The organism is Patescibacteria group bacterium, from assembly GCA_024654625.1.
Classification (GTDB): domain Bacteria; phylum Patescibacteriota; class Minisyncoccia.
This window is the reverse complement of record JANLHB010000039.1, coordinates 35562-53835: the sequence shown is the minus strand read 5'-3', so window position 1 is coordinate 53835 and position 18274 is coordinate 35562. Positions and strand designations below refer to the sequence as shown.

Sequence of the window (18274 nt, the reverse complement as noted above, 5' to 3'; positions counted from 1 at the left end):
ATGCCCTGTTAGCTCAGTTGGTAGAGCAGCTCCCTCTTAAGGAGATGGTCGGGGGTTCGAATCCCTCACGGGGCACAAAAAACAATGAGACAAATACGGAGTATTTGGCGATTATGTTTTTTAGTCCCGTGAGGGATTCGAAAGCCGGAGTCCGCGAAGCCGTTCTGAAGCGAAGCGAAAGAACGCGGGCCGAGGCAGGGTCGTAAAATTTTATGAAATAAAATATTTATGACCGAATCCCTCACGGGGATTCTAAAGCCGGAGTCCGCCGCGGCGGACGAGACGGGGTCGAGAAATCCGCCCGTGGCGGATATTCGTGACCGAATCCCCATGACAAAAAGCAGTAAAAGTGATTAAATAGTATAGACAAATGCCGGGGTGGTGAAATTGGCAGACACGCCAGCCTTAGGAGCTGGTAGGAGCAATCCTGTGGAGGTTCAAGTCCTCTCCCCGGCACCAGTAATAAGACGAATTAATTTAAAGTAATAATTGCGGGTATGGTTTAGTGGTAGAATACGTCCTTGCCAAGGACGAGTCGGGAGTTCGATTCTCCCTACCCGCATAGACAATAAACCAAAATAATATATCCTCAAGATCTCACCTTACGGAATTTGGATTATCTAAAAAAAGTGCAATATGTGTGTGGACATTACCATTGGCCGTTGACTTTTTATCATTTTTATGTATAATTTTAACAGAAAATAACGTTTCTTTAACATCTAAATAACCTAAAAACTTTCTGCATAAAAGGAGGATGTGATGAAAAACTTTATAAAGAAGATTGGATGGTTTTGGAAAATAACAGCGGCTATATACATAACGCTGTTTATAACAGGATTGTTGTTACTCCCCTACACAAAGACAATCAGTGGAATGACCTTAAACTGGGGGCAGGCACTGCTTCTAACGCTTGTACTCTACACCTTAGTAAGTCTCCGTAGAATAGGGCCAACGGAGCTCGGGGCGAGACTCATCTTTGGAAAACCCGTGAGCAACCTGTCTTCTGGTTTAGTGTTCTCCCCTATTGGGATATGCCAAATCAAAACAGAAACTTGTCTCACGATACAAGACGAGATTCCGGGTGACCCTACTAAGATATTCAGAGGGGATGGTCTTGTTCCCGATGGGCTTTTTCCACCCATACGGGTTCCGTTCGGACCCCCGATGACAGAGGAAGAAATACAAAAATTGGAAATCAGCAGACTAAAACAGCTAATCATCCCTCCTGTAGATGACCCACTTAATGTGAGAATAACCGCGGAGGTTGTATTAGTAATCCGCTGGAAAATCACTGACTATCTCCTCTTCTTAACTACCATTGGTAGTAAGGAGGAATCAATAAGGCAGATAGAAGATAGCGCTGTTGGCTGTGTCTTTAGGGAGGCCGCTAAAATCACGCCGGCTGTAATGTTGGCAAACATTGGGACATACAGTCAAGAGCTCCACATAGAGATCCAAGAACGGATAGACGGGTGGGGGGTAGAGTTGCAAACGGCCCAGATAAAGATGATAAACCTACACCACACACTAAATGACGCTGTCGGAGATGTTCCCGAGGCGACTTTAAAAGCAATTGCTCGCGTAAAAAGCGCGGGAGCAGAAAAAGAGGCGAAGCGTCTCTTAGGTGAAGGCGATGGATCCGCTGAGGAAGCTATTCTCAGAGGAAGGACAAAAGGATTAGTTAATATGAAAAAAGCCCTTGATGTTTCCTCTGATGTTATAATCGGGGCTGAGACAGCAAGAGCTATTACTGCCAACCCTGGACAGAAAACGATAGTGGTTGGTAGCGAAGGCTTCAAAGAAATAATGGCCGTAGGCTCTGCCTTAGGCTTAGGAGAAAAAAGGGATAGGAGGGAGTAATGAATATAGAGCTAATCATCTTTCTAGTCGTCTTGTTGATCCTTTTGACTAAAATATATGCCAGAGGAGCAATTCCGACGGTGCTAAAAGCCGTCAGCGGAAAAAAAGAAACTAGTACAAAAGCAGAGGAGAGAAAAAAGACGGCAATAGAGCGTTTCCGTGAGAGTGCCGGAATTCCATTAAGCTATATCCTGCTTTTTGGGATTCTATTCCACGTTTCATGGGTAAGACCATACCTCACTCACAATTGGATACTAACAGCAATGGCTATTGTTACAATGATGGCCATTGATATGCTTACCGGTGTGACAGCAAAAAGCTGGGAGGAGTCTATTCAGAGAAAAAAGGCTCGATTCCACCTCAACGCTGGACTCACCCTGCTGTTGATCTATATAGTGGCATTAGTGGGTGAGTGGAGCTGGAATACGAAGACAGATCAGACCCCAACGATACCCACATGCGCCAAAAACTATAACTTCTCTAAAGTAAAACCTTCCGGAAAGGTCATAGTTCGGTTCAGGCACGACTGCACAACGAAAGTGACACTCCCTCCTAACGTTGCCTATAGGACACGCCCTAACGCGGATTATAAGATCCGCTTCATAGATGGGGCTGAATTTATAGGCGGACCAGGCAGGCAGGTTTGGCTTGGAGCCAGAAAAGGCCTTTTCCAGGTAATAGGGCTGTCGTCAGGAGGGACTATAGAGATCTTCCTAGAAAAGGCGTAATGTAACACAAAGGCGGTGGGGAAAGTTAATTCCCCACCGCCTATTTTTTTACCCCGTCGCTCGCGAGCGACGGGGTTTTACCCTCCCAAAAGGTCTCACCTTTTTAACCTTAGATTCCTTTCCAGAAATTTATAATAATTCTAATTAGACCAAAGACCCCTACCATTATAAATAGGCCTACTACTCCCCATATAATATGCTGTTTGCCTTGTGCTCTCTTATCTTCATTATCAGCGCCAGCGATAAATTCTATAACCCCGTAAATAAATAACAAAAGAGCGACAGATATCATAAGCCCTATAAAAGGATTTAGAATCTTCACAGCGATGTTATTAATTAGAGTATCTGCGTCAGTAGTTATATGGCTCGCAGCTTGAGCTGTTTTATAAAATAAATTATTCATATTTATATTTTATACTAATCTACATAAAAAGAAAATCCCTCTTTAAAAAAGAGGGATTTTCTTTTTGTTATAAAATTATTTAATTTCTTATGGAAGCTGAGGTATATCAATAGTCCCACCTGTATCAATACCAAAAGTAGAGGCGATAACTCCAACAAGCCCCCATACGGCAACTATTGCAAAAAGGCCGATAACACCATAAATGATAGTATTTCGCGCTTCTTTTCTCTTCTCCTCGTCTGCACCGGCAGTGATATATTTGATAACACCGACGATGAATACAACTAAAGCAATTGCTATAAGCAAAGGAATAACAAGATTAATTATACTACTTATATTATCCAATATACTTTCTATGGTAGCCGCAAACGCTAATGAAGGTGCGAACATTAAACCTACTGGAATGAATTTTTTTAATTTTTGCATATATTTTTTTATTTTTAATTTCTAATTTTACCCCACCTTGGCGAGGTGAACCCATTCTTGGCGGAAAACATCGACCTGTTTATTTATTATTTTAACGACTTAACCGTTGACTCTATCACCATTGCGATGGTCCATGCACCCAAGATAACAGCTGTACCTATAATCGTCCACGTGAAAGTGGAGTGTGCCTTCTTTAACTTCTCTTCACTCCCCCTCGCTGACACATACAAGAAACCGGAATATATGATGAAGACTACCGCAACCATAAAGCCAATTTTCATAACAATCTCGGCAACAGCTTTCACAAGCGCTGAGACAGAATCGACTGCTAATGGATTCTTCAATGAACTGCTTCCACCACTTCCTGTTGTTACCCCTACCTCATCCGAATAAACAAAAAATGGTAAAAATAACGCTAAACTAATAATAGACCAAAAAATCTGCTTGGGCAATAATGTTTTTTTAATTTTGTGGATAAATCCAGTTAGAGATTTTTTTGTTTTTAGTATATTCATATTTATTATTTTTTTATTTATATTACTCTTTTATTTACAAGCTGGTATCTCATTCCAAGGGCCAAAACTCCACGAAGCACTCGCCCCCCAGTTAGTTTTCACAGTAAGCGCTTTTATTATCGTATCAACAATTATCCAGCCTGCAAATGCAACCACAAGCCCTATCACTGCCCATGTTAGATAGTTTTTTCCTTTCTCCAGTTGCCCCGGGTTACCGGCGCCAGTCACCATAAGAATACCTCCCCAGAGGATCATTACAACAGCAAAAGGCATCGCAAGTCCAAGCAATATAAAACTTATAACATTATTAGCAAGAGGAAATATGTGGCAGGCCTTACAGGAAGTACCTCCGCCTAAACCACAAGGTACGATAGATTGACCCGGCGCCCAAGCTGACACAAAAACGGGAATAAAGGTTAGCGAAAATACAAAAAGAAGTATCATTAAACTTAAAATTGAAGGTAAAGAAAATTTCATAAATTATTTTAACAATTTTTCCAGTCGTCCTTCGGCCTGACGGACCGCTTCATATATCCTCATCTTCCCTACTGCAGACGACTCTATCATCTCTTTAAATATGTCGTAGGTCGCCTTAGTGTCCGGTTCTAACCACCCCTTAGACTGAAGAGAAGCTTTATAAAATACAGCCATCTCCGGACTCTTAGCGCCTTCCTTTATAATATCACGGCGAACAGGCGGTAACAACAAATTCTCTTCCACTAATCTAATGGAAGGCGCTGATGAGAGTAAATATGCGGCAGAGAATGCGGCGCTTATGTTCTTAGAGGCTTTTGATACAACTACCGCTTCCATCCTGCCGAAAGTGGCGACCAGACTACCGTCTTTTATCTGGGGCACTAGAGCTGCATCAAAATTAAGATGAGGATTTAGATTCTTTATAACCACAAAATCAGAAGCAAATCCAAAATAATTGGCCAGCCTGCCGGAAGAAAAAAGTCTTCTGGAATCCTCCATCCCTCTGTTCCACACATAGGAATCTTTGGCTGGATCAGAAAATTGATTATAAAACTTCACTGCTGATTCTGCCGGCGGAAGAATCGAATTCCCTTTCTCGTTGAAAATAATTTCTCTGCTCTGTGGATCTACAATACTATTCCCTGTCTGAAGTATCAGCATAGAGACAAGCTCTTTAGCATTTTTAATATTTGAGAATTCACCAAGCGCCGCCCCGGATTGAGTGATATTCCCCGCGTCATCGTAACGACTAAAGATAGGCGCATTCACAAGAAACTCATCCCAGAATTCGGGCGGTATAGAAATACCGGCTCCTTGATACAGATCTTTATTCCAATACATCACGATTGGATCTATTGTAAAAGGGAAACCTATTATACCGGTAGAATTAATAAAAAGTTCCGCCTCAGAAACAAAAGCGTCTTTAAAATCTCGCTCTGTCAGTGTAGAACTATAAGGGGTTATGAAAATTTTATCTTCATGCTTTAAAATTAGGTCTTGAGGGAGAAGCCATAAGTCAGGACCACTAGAGCTTGCAAGCGCGTTTATAAGGTCGTTTTCAAAAGAAGAAGCGGGCTTCTCTATATATTGTATTGAAAAAATATTTTTATTCTGCTCATTTAAAACAGCTATTATGGGTTGCATCGCTTTTTTATCAATAGTGCCCCAAAATACAATATCTGCCTTTTGTGCGCCACCACCTAGTCCAAAACCAGGAATAAGGCCAGAAAACAGCAACACAGCTAAAACAGCCGCGATTACAAAGACTGTTATTAATATGATATTAAATTTACTCATCTTTTTAAAGCTAAACTCAAAAATTTAATTTCTTTAATGGTGGTAATAGAGGGGAATCCTACAGAAATTAAGATTTTTGATTTTAGCAAATTACATTTTTTTAAAAAGTAGCCCATAATGATGTTCTCCTGCAGGAAAGTCATCTTTAAATACGAAACCGGCCTCTAAAAACATTCTTCTCGCATCTTCCGGTTTAAGCTTCAATTGCTTCGGCGGTCCAAGCGGGACATCGCTTTGATCCCATTCAATAATAGCGACTTCCCCACCGCTCTTCAGTACCCTAGAAGCTTCCTTCACCATCACCTCCCTCTTATCAGCTTGAAATAATATATTGGAAAGTAATACAAAATCAGCTATCCCTGAAGAAAGATTTGAGCCGTTCTCCTCATCAAGGTCGCCGCGAACCACTTCTACATTCAGAAGACCTAAAGCCTCGGCTCTAGACTTAGTCGCCTCGAGCATCTCCTTCTGTATATCTAAAGCATAAACCTTACCAATATCCCCGACTTGCTTTGCAAGAGCAACACTCCAGTGCCCGGTACCGCAGCCAAAATCAACAGCAATTATTCCCGGATTAATATCTAATCTCTTTATTATTTGTTCTGGGTTTAAGAACATATTAATCTATATTATAAACTTTTTTCCCACCATTTGGCAATTCATGACCTTAATTAAATTCTCGTTATTTAATCATTTCAAAAATTTAAATGTAGAAAGGATTTGATTGAAAGTGTCTAAATAAAGTTCACTATCATCAGTGCCAATAATCATTTGTAAATCACCAAACGGTAAGATAGTAACTATTTCTTTTCTTCCTCCAAACTCATAAATGTTGCTAGAAATGGAAAGAATTGATTTTGGTAAGAAATGTCTGAATAATCAAATTTACTGTATGCATATTCTTCGTATAATCCCCACTGGACATAATAAACACGCTCATTAAATTTGCGAAAAACCAACCCTTGCTGAATTCTTAATGCTCCTTCTAAACCTGCTTCCTCTCTCTCTTTTGCACTATATTCTCTTGTGGCGATAACTCCCTCAAAACCATTTATAGAAAAAGTTTCAATCTCCTTAAATTTTTTCTCTTCGTAGTATTGAGACATGGATTCTTCCGTGGGAATTTTGCTGAGGTCTTCAGAATAAAATATACTAATCGAAGTCCCCCCCCCTAGACCACTCATAGTTTTTGCTCCCTCTATGCCTTCCATTTGCTTGTTGGTTGAGAAAATCATAGGCGCATTATAACTTGTTATTTGTGGACCACCCCTAAAAACATCCGGCGGTGACTCGTATGACCACCCTAACGGATACCTAACCTTTATCCCATATTCTTCATCTTCATAAACATCCCAATCAGCTGTTTTTGCTTTCAGCTCCTCTAAGTTTGGAATATCATAATGATTATCTTTCGGTTGTGATATATCTGACCGCTGTCCATCTCCTTTATTGTAGTAGATAAAATAACCGACACCAATGGTGATGATTATGAATATGGCTATATAAATATTTTTTTGCATATTTAATTTATTAATAAGCTAATAACCTTAAAAAGAGGAAAGTGCTTCATGTAAGTCAGCGAGCATAAAAGATAATCGTACTGATTGAGAATTCAGATTATTTTGAGAAATGATAAATTGAATATCTTCAATCAATATATTAGCGGTACCTGAATCTATATGTTTACCTGACTGAGCATTAAGCTCATTTATTACGGATTGAAGAATGTTTGTGGTAGTTTCTGTTTTACCCTGACTTAATTTCTTTTCTGCTTGATTTAAACTTTGGATGAGGCTATCCTCAATGCCGTCATTATCAATTAAATTTAATTTCCCGGCAATTTCTACTTTAACTATTATATCCTGAATTGTAACCGTGCGTTCAATTTTAACCGGACTATCTGGCTGACTATTATAATTTATTAGATACTCGGATATAAAGTGCTCCTGAGTTAGGCCGCTCTCAACACTAACAGATGAGTCGCCATCTATATCCCTGCTGTTAAAAGATAACCCATAAGGACCAGTGGCGGTTCCAACAACCTGAAGATTATAAATAGCATTTTCTGGCATGCTGATATACAAATTTTTTATTTCTACGCCTATTTGGCCAGTTTCATCGTTATCTAAACGCTCATGGTAGTAAATAGTGTTAGGGATATCGTTGTAAGTGATTTGAGTAATTGGATCAAAACCGGTTTTCCTGCCTTGGGAATCAATAATAAGCAATTCAGCTGGGGAGGCCAAGGTTATATTAAGAAAGGATAGATCAGTAGCTGGTTCAGGTTTGTATCGACGGAGGCCTAGGATTTTGTCACGATAAACATTATCAGAAAGTCTTGTTGGAGTATTTTCATTAAGCCAAAACGGATCATTAATATACCAACTATCATCGGCCTTACCAGTAGCCACGACAAAATGATTAATATTCGCATCTATATTAAATGTATAAATAATCACCGGTCTTTCATTATCCAAATCATAATTAAGAATATTTTTGCATTCTTCTAAATTCCCTATTGTGCAATCAAAAGTTTCCCAGTCTTTAACAAATGATTCCTTATCAGAAAAATTATCCATCGCTCCCCAAATTATGTTGCCTAATTGCTCAGTAGATGTAACATAGCCGTCTGTTCTATTCAGCCATCGATTTAATGAATGAGGGTTAGTTGGCTCAAGGGTATCAGGGGTCGTATTTGCACCATAATAATTCAGAAGCATTGTTACAGAAGCCAAAGCACACCCTTTTTGATATATTGTATTTGATGTAAGGTCGTAAGTCTCATTCGGCCAATCCGGGTCTTGTGGAGTATTAGTGGTATTTTGGTAATATTTCGGAACATCTAAAATAGGAGGTGATTCCCACCCATCTTGCTTTACCCAAGGGTAATTATCCTGCCCACCGGAGAAAATATAAGGTGTGTCGCAAAATTTATCAAAATTTGAATCATGACACCCTTCTGCGGGCTCGTCAAAACTACCCCAATAGTTTCCGCCGCCAGGAAGCTCATTGTCAAAAAGATTATTGGATTCTCCATAAATAATTACAGAGCTATTAAGAAAATTATTATGATATATTTTATTGTTCGGAGAATAACTAAATAGAAAATCTGAATTTAAGAATGTGTTATCCATGGCAATATTATTCTCAGCATAAAAACCAAATGATATTCCCTTATTATTATTAGAAATAATATTTTTCGAAACAATGCTATTAGAAGAAAACCTAAGGTCGATCCCCTCATAATTATCTGAAATCGTATTTTCTACAATAATATTCTGATCATTATTGTAATAATTCCTAGAAATATAAACAAAAACTCCAATAAAAAAGTTCGAAATATTAAGATTTTTTACTGTAACACCCGTTATTATAGGAAGATAAACACCAAAGCCCGTACCGCTTCCGATTACTGCATAACCATCTCCATCAAGGGTAATTTTAGCATCGTCTATCTGTATTGTCTCATTAACATCAGCGATAAGGGTGCAGGTTTTTGTGGCTGAATCCCAAATCCCAACTGAAGTGCAATCACCTCCTGTGGCGTTATCTTTAATAAATTTAGTGCTTTTTCGAGGTTGTATGAAGATGAGATGAGGATTTGATAAGTCCTGGGTGTAAGTATAGATGCCATCCTCGTTGGTTTTAAATTCCGTAAGATTATGATAATCATCTTGATATTTGTAATAAGTTGTCATAGGCTCAAGACCGAAAAAGATGAGTTGGGTGGAAGTAGATGAAAGAACCGGCTCTATCACGAGCGTTATCATCTCCGGCATTGACTCCATTATTATCTTTATATCTTTAGAACTACCTAGAGAAACATTTAAATACTCACTGTCTGTGATTTCAAAATAGATCCCCTCCCCTGATGTCATACCGGGCATTATTGGTTCTAGTAACGACTCTAGGATCTGAGCATTTACTGAAATAGGCACAACGAAGAAAGCAGTTAAAAATATTATTGAAACTGCTAAATTTGTTATTAGATTGGTTTTCATAAGCTTACATGCTTATTATAAACAGGTTAGCGACGCGATGCTATCCCCGGTTTTTAATTTCATCACTCTTACCCCTTGAGTTTGTCTGCCGAGAAGCGGAATATCAGATAAAGCGGTTCGTATAATTTGCCCTTTCTTAGAAATGGCAATTGCTTCTTCAAACTCCGCCCTTATCACAAGCGCCTTCATTAAAGGACCGGTCTTTTCTGTGACTTTAGAAGTCTTAATGCCTGAACCGCCGCGCTTCTGCACCTTGTATTCATCAGCACTAGTTCTCTTGCCAAAACCATTTTTAGAAAGCACAAGAAGTGATGCGTCTTTGTCGTCTTTCTTTATAACATCAGCGCCAATCAACTCGTCTTTAGGGCGGAGCTTTATAGCGCGCACGCCTCCTGCCGTACGCCCCATCTCGCGCGCATCTGACTCCTTAAACCTCACTGACTGGCCATCCTTGCTTGCCAAAATAATGTCATCTCCTTTTTCTACCAAATATGACCAATTAAGCTCATCGCCTGCCGTAAGCTTTATGGAAATGATTCCGTTTCTCCTTACATCGTGGAAACTCTCGGCATCAACCTTCTTGATAACTCCTTTCTTTGTCACCATCACAAGAGACATTTTCTTCTTTTTCATCTCTCTTGGGAAAGTAAGGACTGACGTTATATTCTCATCAGCGGAAAGAGCCAAGAAATTCATAATAGACTTGCCCTTGCTTGCCCTTTTGCCTTCCGGTATGTCATACATCTTTATCTGAAATGCTTTACCTTTATTCGTAAAGAAAAGAAGATCGTCATGAGTATTGGCTGTTATAAGATTAGTGACAAAATCCTCCTCTTTCGTATCAAGGTCTATAACCCCAGTTCCGCCTCTCTTCTGACGCTTATATTCTGAAGGATCAGTCCTTTTGATATAGCCTCCATGAGTTACCACCAGCACGCACTCTGCTTCAGGGATAAGATCTTCATGGGCGATAATTTTAGCTTGCCCTGAAACTACTTTAGTCTTCCTTTCGTCTCCATAATTTTGCGCAATATCAAGAAGTTCATTTTTAATAACTTTCAATATTTTCTTAGCGTCAGCTAAAAGCGCTTTAAGTTCGGCAATTAATTTATTCTTTTCATCAAGCTCATCTTCAATCTTCTTGCGCTCAAGTCCGGCAAGCGTAGATAACCTCATTTCAAGTATGGCATTGGTCTGAATCTCAGTAAGCTTAAACTGCTTCATAAGCGCCGTTCTTGCTTCATCTCTGTCTTTAGACGATTTAATCGTCTTTATAACAGCATCAATATTATCTAACGCCTTTTTTAATCCTTGAAGAATATGGGCTCTTTCTTCCGCTTTCTTTAAATCAAACTTGGTTCTTCTCTCAACCACCACTTGCCTGTGCAGTATAAAATTCTCAAGCATAGACTTCAGAGAAAGCACCTGCGGAACGCCATCAACAAGCGCAAGCATATTGAAATGATATGCTGTTTCAAGTTCTGTTCTTTTGTATAGATTATTAACCACCTTCTGTGGATGAGTTCCGGCTTTAAGATCTATTGCTATTCTAAGCCCGTCTTTATCAGACTCATCGCGAATATCGCGGATGCCTTCAATCTTTTTATCTTTCACCAAATCTGCCATCTTTATGATAAGCTCTGCCTTGTTTATCTGATACGGAATTGAAGATATGATTATCTGATAAGAGCCCGATTTTACTTCAACGATATCAGTCTCGCCGCGGACGATGATACCGCCTCTTCCGGAAGCATAAGCGTGGTGAATATCTTTAGCATTAAAAATAATTCCTCCGGTAGGAAAATCAGGTCCTTTTACAAACTCTAAAAGATCTTCTGTTGTCGCCTTTGGGTTGTCTATTAATGCTACCGTAGCGCCAATGACTTCTCTTAAGTTGTGAGGCGGAATCTTAGTGGCCATACCAACGGCAATACCCAACGCTCCGTTTATCAAAAGATTAGGTATGGCAGATGGCAATACTTTAGGTTCTTTAAGCGCTCCATCATAATTAGGGACGAAATCAACAGTCTCTTTTTCAATATCTTTTAAAATCTCACCGCTTATCTTGGTCATTTTTGCTTCCGTATAACGCATAGCGGCGGCTGAGTCGCCGTCAATTGAACCGAAATTACCCTGTCCGTCAATTAACCGATATCGCATTGAGAAATCCTGCGCCAACCTTACCATTGCCTCATAAACAGAAGTGTCGCCATGCGGATGATATTTACCTAGAACTTCACCCACCACCATCGCTGACTTACGATATTTAGCATTACTAGCCAAACCTAAACCATGCATAGCGTACAGTATCCTCCTTTGGACAGGTTTCAAGCCGTCTCTGACATCAGGGAGTGCGCGCGTAACAATTACAGACATCGCATAATCAAGATATGACTCGCGCATCTCTTTTACAATATCTCTTGGGACTATTTTCATATTACTAAATTAATTACTTATATATTTTAAACTCAATAACCTGTCTTTAAACACATCGTAAGTTCCGGTAAAACTTTCCATCACCAGAGCAAAAGGCGCCTTTATTTCAACTTTCTTTTCGTTATCTTGAACGGAAGGCAAATCAAAAGTAAAAAACCAAATAATTAGAACCACCGGCATTATTATAGCCATAACGGCTATAAGAATTTTTCGCCGGTATGACTCAGGTGTTTTTTGCAATTCTTCTATTCTTTCCAATAGGCTCATAAAATTACTCGGCGTTTAAAACGATAAACTGCATTTCTTTGCCTTCTAAATCTTTCTTCTTAAGCGTAAGCTTATCAATCGGCTTGCCATTACCGCCCATTTCATTAATAAATTTCTTAAATTCGGTTGATTTACTATCTCCATAATGCATAGGAATAACTATCCGCGGCTCTATCTGAGAAACTATTTTTGAGGCCATTTCGGCATCAATAACAGAATCACCGCCTATGGGAACAAAAAGAATATCAACTTCGCCAATATCTTCTTTTGATTCTCCTCTTAACTCAACTTCTCCAAAATCGCCAAGGTGGCAGATATTCATATTTTCCAAATTTACAACATAAGCAGTATTCATCCCTCTGTCTTTTCCAAACGAAGAATCGTGGTAAGTAAGCACCCCTTTTATATGCGTACCTCCTGACTCATATTCTCCAGGCCCTCTTAATACTACCGCTTTTTTTTCTCCGGCAGTAAAATTCTCCCACCCATTATGGTCTTTATGATTATGGCTTACAAATACCAGATTGGATGCGAATCTGGGCGACTTAAATTTCGATTCTTTTGACGGAGGGTCAAAAACAAGCACAGTCTCACCTGACTGCACCTTGAAACAAGATGAACCATAATAAGTGATTATCATTAGTTTGAATTATAACAAAATCAGGCCTTATTTGCAAAGAAATTTTCAACTAAAGCATCTAACAAAAAACCTTATTTTAAAAGACTTTTTGCCTTCTCAATAATCTCACCGGGGGTAAAATGCGCCTTTATCATATAACCATCAGCGCCTAAAGAAAGGCTTCTATCTTGATCTTCTTTTTGACCAAGATTGCTTAAAATAAGCACTGGTATATTTTTTGTCCTATCATCATTTTTCAGTATCTCAAGTATTTTAAATCCGTCTATATCAGGCAACATAAGGTCAAGAAGCACTAGACGAGGAATACCTCCTTTTATTTTATTAAAAGCTTCCGCTCCATTTCCGGCAACTTCCACCTTAAATTCCTGGCTTAATTTTTTAAAAAGAAGACCGCTTAAAAATTTATCATCTTCAACAAGCAAAATGTAATTCCCCAAATCTGCTATTTTATCACTTGAAAGTTCTTCTTTTACGGCATGTTTTTCATTTGCGGCATCTTTGCTATCTGGACCATTAAAATTAATATCTTTTACTTCACTACCTTCACCTATCTGTTTAGAGACTTTTTCTAAAACTTCCTGCGGTGTAAATTCAACCTTTATCAGATAATCTTTCACCCCGAGCGCAAGGGCCTTATCAATCTCAACAGGCTGGCCTGAATTAGATATAATAATGACTGGCAATGTCTTGATAATGCCGCTTTCGCTTAGATTCTCAAGCACATCAAACCCGCTCACTTCCGGCATAAGAATATCAAGAAGCACAAGGTCAGGCTTTTCTTCGCTTATTTTCGCAAGTCCTTCTTTGCCGTTATGAGCCTCTTTAACTCTATATCCGGCGCCGACAAGCTTTTCTCTAAGCAGGCCTGATAAAGTCTTTTCGTCTTCAATTATAAGAATATATTTCTGGGGCATATTTATCAGTTGATTAATTTTTTAATTATATTATTAACTATAATTGCTTTATCTATTAATTACAAGTGTGATTTATTATTTATCGGCAATCTTACAAAGAATGTTGCGCCTTCATCTAGTACAGATTCAAACCATATTCTGCCATTGTGTTTTTCAACAATATTCTTAGCGATATAAAGCCCTAATCCGGAACCGTCTGTATGCTTTTGCCTGGCATTGCTTCCCCTGAAAAATCTTTTAAACATACTGTCCTTCTCCGTATCAGGAATCCCGATTCCGGTATCTTTAATCTTTACTTCAATATCATCTTCTATAACACTCGTTTCAACAATAACTTTTCCTCCTTCCCCCGTATATTTTATTGCATTTTCTATCAGATTTTCCAAGACAATATAGATCTTCTCATCATCTATATTTATTACCGGCATATCAGAAGTCTTTATATAGTCCAAATGTACGCCTTTTTTATCAGCTTTGATACTAAGGCTTGAAATAATTTTCTCTATCATCGCGTCTAATTTTACAGGGGAAAATTTAAGAGCAAATCTGCCTTCTTCAATACGAGACACATTTAAAAGGTCCGCAATAAGCGCGACCATTCTATCGTTAGCAATATTGCCTTCAGTAAGCGCTTTTTTCTGCTCTTCATTTAATTTGCCAAAATCCCCATCCATAAGCATTTGCATAGTCCACTTAATGGCAGACAAAGGCGTCCTTAGTTGATGTGCCGCGATAGATATAAATTCTGATTTAGCTTTCTCAACCTCTTTAAATATTCTCATATCTTTAGATACCACAACAATACCGGAAATATTGTCATTTTCACTCTTGATAACCGATGCCGATATGCTTACAGGGATATCTTCCCCGCCCTTAGACTTAAGAGGAATCTCAATATCTTTTATAAACCCTTTCTCTAAAAGTTTCTTAAGTCCGGCACCCATAAATATAGCCTGAGCCGCTTCAACGCCTATTACCTTCTCTGCTTGGATACCTATCAACTCTTCGGCTTTGTATCCCAAAAGATCAAGCGTGGCTTGATTAACTTTAGTGATTTTGGCATCAGGACTTAAGACGACAAGACTATCCCCCATAGAACGAATTATATTCTCAGGAAATGTTCTTGCTTCTATAAGGTTATCTGTCATCTTATTGAAATTCTCCGCTAATATTCCTATCTCATCTTTAGCGTCTATGTTCGCTCTCACTTCAAGATCACCGTCGGATATTCTCTTGGAAACAGCTGTTAACGACTCTATCGGCTCAGTAAGTTGTCCGGAAAAATATAATCCAAAAAATAAAATAATTATAACCGTAAGCGGAACTATTGTTATTAGATTATTCTCAAGATTAGACAAAGGCTGGAAAACCTCCTCTCTTACTTTCTCTATCAACACAACCCACTCCCTGTCAGCAATACATATAGATACGCCTACAACCTCTTCATCTTTATAATTATTATAAATACCTGTAAAATCCTCTCCTTTCTCAAAACAATTATTCACCGGAATAGTATCAATATCCATGCCTGAGTAATGATCATCGCCTGCTTCATGGCTAGCGCCCCCCGGATGGACGAACATTCTTTTATTCCGATCAACAATATAAACCTCAGAATTATTTCTTTCTATGCCGGCAATGCCATTCCCACCGCTATTATTGCCTACATTACTGGACAGTATATGTTGGATTTTCTCTATATCAAAAATATTAATAATAACGCCTATCAATTCTCCCGTCTCCTTATCAGTCAATGGAGCAGACACAATCAAAGATTCGCTGACTTTATCAAAATGACCATGATTTATTTCCAATTCAGATATATAAATACCCTTTGTTCCTTTCAAAAAATAATTATCATTAGATTCGTCAGCGCCTATCTCCTTATCATCCGTAGAAGCTATAACTTTCCCGTTATGATCAGTGATGATGATACCAAGTATAGTATCATCAAGAGTTTTTTTATTCTTAATCAGATGATTATTAAGCTCTGATACGGCCTCAATTGATTCTTCTTCCGTTATTTCTTTCACTTTATCTCTTATAAAGCCGTCTGATGAAAAATCAAGAGTCCTAGACTCCACAGACTCAACATAAGCAAACACTTGCCCCTTGACAGACTGCGATACAAAAGATAGGTCGTCAAAAACTTGCTGATGAAGATTATTCTTGGCGCTGTTGAAAATAAAATAGTTAGTGGCAAGCAAAGGCAATACAGAAATAGAGATTATAAAAAGTATCATCTTGGTGCTGATTCTTGCGTAGATCGGGATCTCCCCAAAAACTATTTTGAATCCAGAACCTTTATATTCTTTTCCCTTGGGGACCTGCTTAAATAAATTACTGACAAGGCCGATAAAAATAACAAAGAAAGAGACGAAAATAACAAAATTAAAATACCACCATAAAACATTCCAATAATCATAGAAAAATGGAATTATGGCGGAATTAATCAGTATAGAAAAACCTATGATCAAATTCCATATAAGATTGCTGGTGCTGTCTCTGTATTTATATAATAAAAGTATCAATGAACCTAACAATAAAACACCTGTCGCCCCTATAAAAAAGCGGGCATTATGTTCAAGAGTCTCTGCAACTCCAGGAGAAAATACAAGGAAGATAAATATCGCCGGCAAACCAAAAAATACCCAAAAAAATATTTTTCTTCTATATTGATATATTTTTGCATCAAGAGTCACTGGCGGCAAAATAAAACCTAAAAGGAAAAGTGACCCCAGGAAAAGCCCATAATGCTCAGTCACTTCAAAAACATCTTCAATAAGAAACTGAAAATTCGCAGTGGATAATATATTTAAGAAAAATACAAAACCAAAAACATAAAAAGCTAAAGTTATAATAAATATCCTGGCATCATGATTCTTCTTGTATATCTGATACGCAAAATAGGAGACTATAAAAGCCATCATGCAAATTAAGATCACAACAATAGACCGAACTACCGGACTATAAAAAATCTCTTTTGAAAATGGACTATTAAGAAGTATAAGAAAACCCAGAAATGGCATTAAAAATGAAACAAATGCGACTACCGCTTTTCTTAAAATCTGTATGAACATAATTATGTTGATTATACAATATAAAAACTCGCGATAAAAATAAAAACTGGGTATAAAGAAAAACTGCCGTATTAAAATACGGCAGTTTTTCTAAATTCTGGTGGGCATGGAAGGGATCGAACCTTCGGCCTCTTCATTATCAGTGAAGTGCTCTACCACTGAGCTACATGCCCATATCGTACGATTTCTAATTCTAATGCACAACTTATTTTATAACAGAAAAATGGGATTATTACAAACAAAAGCAGCCCCGTCACTTTCAAGCGACAGGGCTGCTTAATTTTAAAATTCACTATTGGCTAGTGGCTAACCACTAATAGCTAAAACTTATTATTCTTTCTTTTGTTCCGTTCTAAGCCGAGACTTAAAGCTCATCGGCCAACACTCTATCCGCCAGAGGCGGAAAATCAACCTAATCAATCAAGCACATAATAAATTATGAACTCAACAAGATTTAATGAATATAATCCACGACCAGCTTCCGCTAGCCGTGCCTTGTTACGACTTCGTCCCTGTCACCGAACTTACCTTAATCCGCCATAAAGACGAACTTCGGGCACTCCCGGCTCCCTTGACGTGACGGGCGATTATCTTCGTTAAACTACGAATTTATGTTCCCACCGTACGGACGGATTTCCCGTATACGGCGAGCTCTAATGCATATGTTGTTTCAAGGTATACAACTTCTTCAAACCAGATTCTTTGAGGTGTTCACCCTTCTCAATCAAAGAAAACATTTTACAGAATATATCAAAGTCCTTCTTTTTTGAAGGAAACTTCAATTTATATTTCTGAAAAAATGGAATTATGATCGATCGGATATCATTTCTATTATAAACTTCGTATCTATAACAGTTTTGATGATTAGGTCGTGTATCTTTTTGAAAATACACACTTCCACAACCAAAAAAATCTTTTAATTGATACAAAATTCTTTTATCTTTCTCAATTAGTTTCAAATAGAATTTTGGTTCTATCTTAACTCTTCGAGTAAGAGAAATTTTTGATGGATTGCGTACATAGACAGTAAAACTGCCTTCGCCGTCCACCAAACCTACAATATAATCTGGGTTAATCTTTTGCATAGAGTGAGTGCCTTCTCCGCCTAAGGCGGATACTATGACTCAGCTGACTTCTGACGCTGCGTAAGTTTAATTATATCAGCCTTAAAGGCTGATAACAACGTCAGATCTCCACAGGTCACGCATATTTCTTTTCCAGACATTCCAAC

Annotated in this window: 16 protein-coding genes and 4 tRNA genes; 5 read left to right on the top strand and 15 right to left on the bottom strand. The window is 38.4% G+C overall.

The annotated features are described in order from the left end of the window. The first annotated feature begins 2 nt into the window (after positions 1 to 2). The 5 genes from NUV40_04255 to NUV40_04235 all read left to right on the top strand — a co-directional run bounded on the left by NUV40_04255 (position 3) and on the right by NUV40_04235 (position 2588). Positions 3 to 75: transfer RNA gene (locus tag NUV40_04255), tRNA-Lys, on the top strand. 297 nt (positions 76 to 372) lie between these two features. Next, positions 373 to 459, top strand: a tRNA-Leu gene (locus tag NUV40_04250). Positions 460 to 491: 32 nt separating this feature from the next. Then, positions 492 to 562: transfer RNA gene (locus tag NUV40_04245), tRNA-Gly, on the top strand. A gap of 311 nt (positions 563 to 873) precedes the next feature. Next, complete coding sequence (locus NUV40_04240) at positions 874 to 1860, top strand: SPFH domain-containing protein (protein MCR4343072.1); 987 nt, start codon at positions 874 to 876, stop codon at positions 1858 to 1860. Further along, a complete protein-coding gene (locus NUV40_04235; protein MCR4343071.1) occupies positions 1860 to 2588 on the top strand; it encodes a hypothetical protein in 729 nt (242 codons plus the stop codon). Before NUV40_04240 ends, NUV40_04235 begins: the two co-directional genes overlap by 1 nt. Positions 2589 to 2697: 109 nt before the next feature. Here the strand turns inward: NUV40_04235 and NUV40_04230 are convergent, their stop codons facing one another. From NUV40_04230 to NUV40_04160, 15 genes are all read right to left on the bottom strand, one after another. Continuing rightward, entirely contained in the window at positions 2698 to 2991 is a 294-nt protein-coding gene (locus NUV40_04230) for a hypothetical protein (protein MCR4343070.1), read from the bottom strand. A gap of 87 nt (positions 2992 to 3078) precedes the next feature. After that, positions 3079 to 3417, bottom strand: coding sequence for a pilin (locus tag NUV40_04225; GenBank protein ID MCR4343069.1), 339 nt, complete (start codon positions 3415 to 3417; stop codon positions 3079 to 3081). 86 nt (positions 3418 to 3503) lie between these two features. Further along, on the bottom strand, positions 3504 to 3932 hold the full coding sequence (locus NUV40_04220) for a pilin (GenBank protein MCR4343068.1): 429 nt from the start codon (positions 3930 to 3932) through the stop codon (positions 3504 to 3506). Between the two features lie 30 nt (positions 3933 to 3962). Continuing rightward, positions 3963 to 4409 carry a pilin gene (locus NUV40_04215; GenBank protein MCR4343067.1) on the bottom strand — a complete coding sequence of 149 codons (447 nt, stop codon included), beginning with the start codon at positions 4407 to 4409 and terminating at the stop codon, positions 3963 to 3965. A gap of 3 nt (positions 4410 to 4412) precedes the next feature. Further along, positions 4413 to 5705, bottom strand: a complete 1293-nt coding sequence (locus tag NUV40_04210) for an extracellular solute-binding protein (protein ID MCR4343066.1) — start codon at positions 5703 to 5705, stop codon at positions 4413 to 4415. 90 nt (positions 5706 to 5795) lie between these two features. After that, complete coding sequence (locus NUV40_04205; GenBank protein MCR4343065.1) at positions 5796 to 6323, bottom strand: class I SAM-dependent methyltransferase; 528 nt, start codon at positions 6321 to 6323, stop codon at positions 5796 to 5798. A 182-nt stretch (positions 6324 to 6505) separates the two neighbouring features. After that, a complete protein-coding gene (locus tag NUV40_04200; GenBank protein MCR4343064.1) occupies positions 6506 to 7225 on the bottom strand; it encodes a hypothetical protein in 720 nt (239 codons plus the stop codon). 27 nt (positions 7226 to 7252) lie between these two features. Next, positions 7253 to 9706, bottom strand: coding sequence for a C39 family peptidase (locus tag NUV40_04195; GenBank protein ID MCR4343063.1), 2454 nt, complete (start codon positions 9704 to 9706; stop codon positions 7253 to 7255). 15 nt (positions 9707 to 9721) lie between these two features. Continuing rightward, complete coding sequence (gene gyrA, locus NUV40_04190; GenBank protein ID MCR4343062.1) at positions 9722 to 12142, bottom strand: DNA gyrase subunit A; 2421 nt, start codon at positions 12140 to 12142, stop codon at positions 9722 to 9724. Between the two features lie 9 nt (positions 12143 to 12151). Next, a complete protein-coding gene (locus NUV40_04185; GenBank protein MCR4343061.1) occupies positions 12152 to 12409 on the bottom strand; it encodes a hypothetical protein in 258 nt (85 codons plus the stop codon). Between the two features lie 4 nt (positions 12410 to 12413). Next, entirely contained in the window at positions 12414 to 13049 is a 636-nt protein-coding gene (locus NUV40_04180) for an MBL fold metallo-hydrolase (GenBank protein MCR4343060.1), read from the bottom strand. Between the two features lie 71 nt (positions 13050 to 13120). Continuing rightward, positions 13121 to 13963, bottom strand: coding sequence for a response regulator (locus NUV40_04175; protein ID MCR4343059.1), 843 nt, complete (start codon positions 13961 to 13963; stop codon positions 13121 to 13123). A 59-nt stretch (positions 13964 to 14022) separates the two neighbouring features. After that, positions 14023 to 17043: an ATP-binding protein gene (locus NUV40_04170; protein ID MCR4343058.1), complete on the bottom strand. Its 3021-nt coding sequence runs from the start codon at positions 17041 to 17043 to the stop codon at positions 14023 to 14025. 98 nt (positions 17044 to 17141) lie between these two features. Next, positions 17142 to 17216: transfer RNA gene (locus NUV40_04165), tRNA-Ile, on the bottom strand. Positions 17217 to 17696: 480 nt separating this feature from the next. After that, positions 17697 to 18128 (bottom strand): LAGLIDADG family homing endonuclease, encoded by a 432-nt coding sequence (locus tag NUV40_04160; protein ID MCR4343057.1) that lies wholly within the window; start codon positions 18126 to 18128, stop codon positions 17697 to 17699. Positions 18129 to 18274 lie beyond the last annotated feature (146 nt).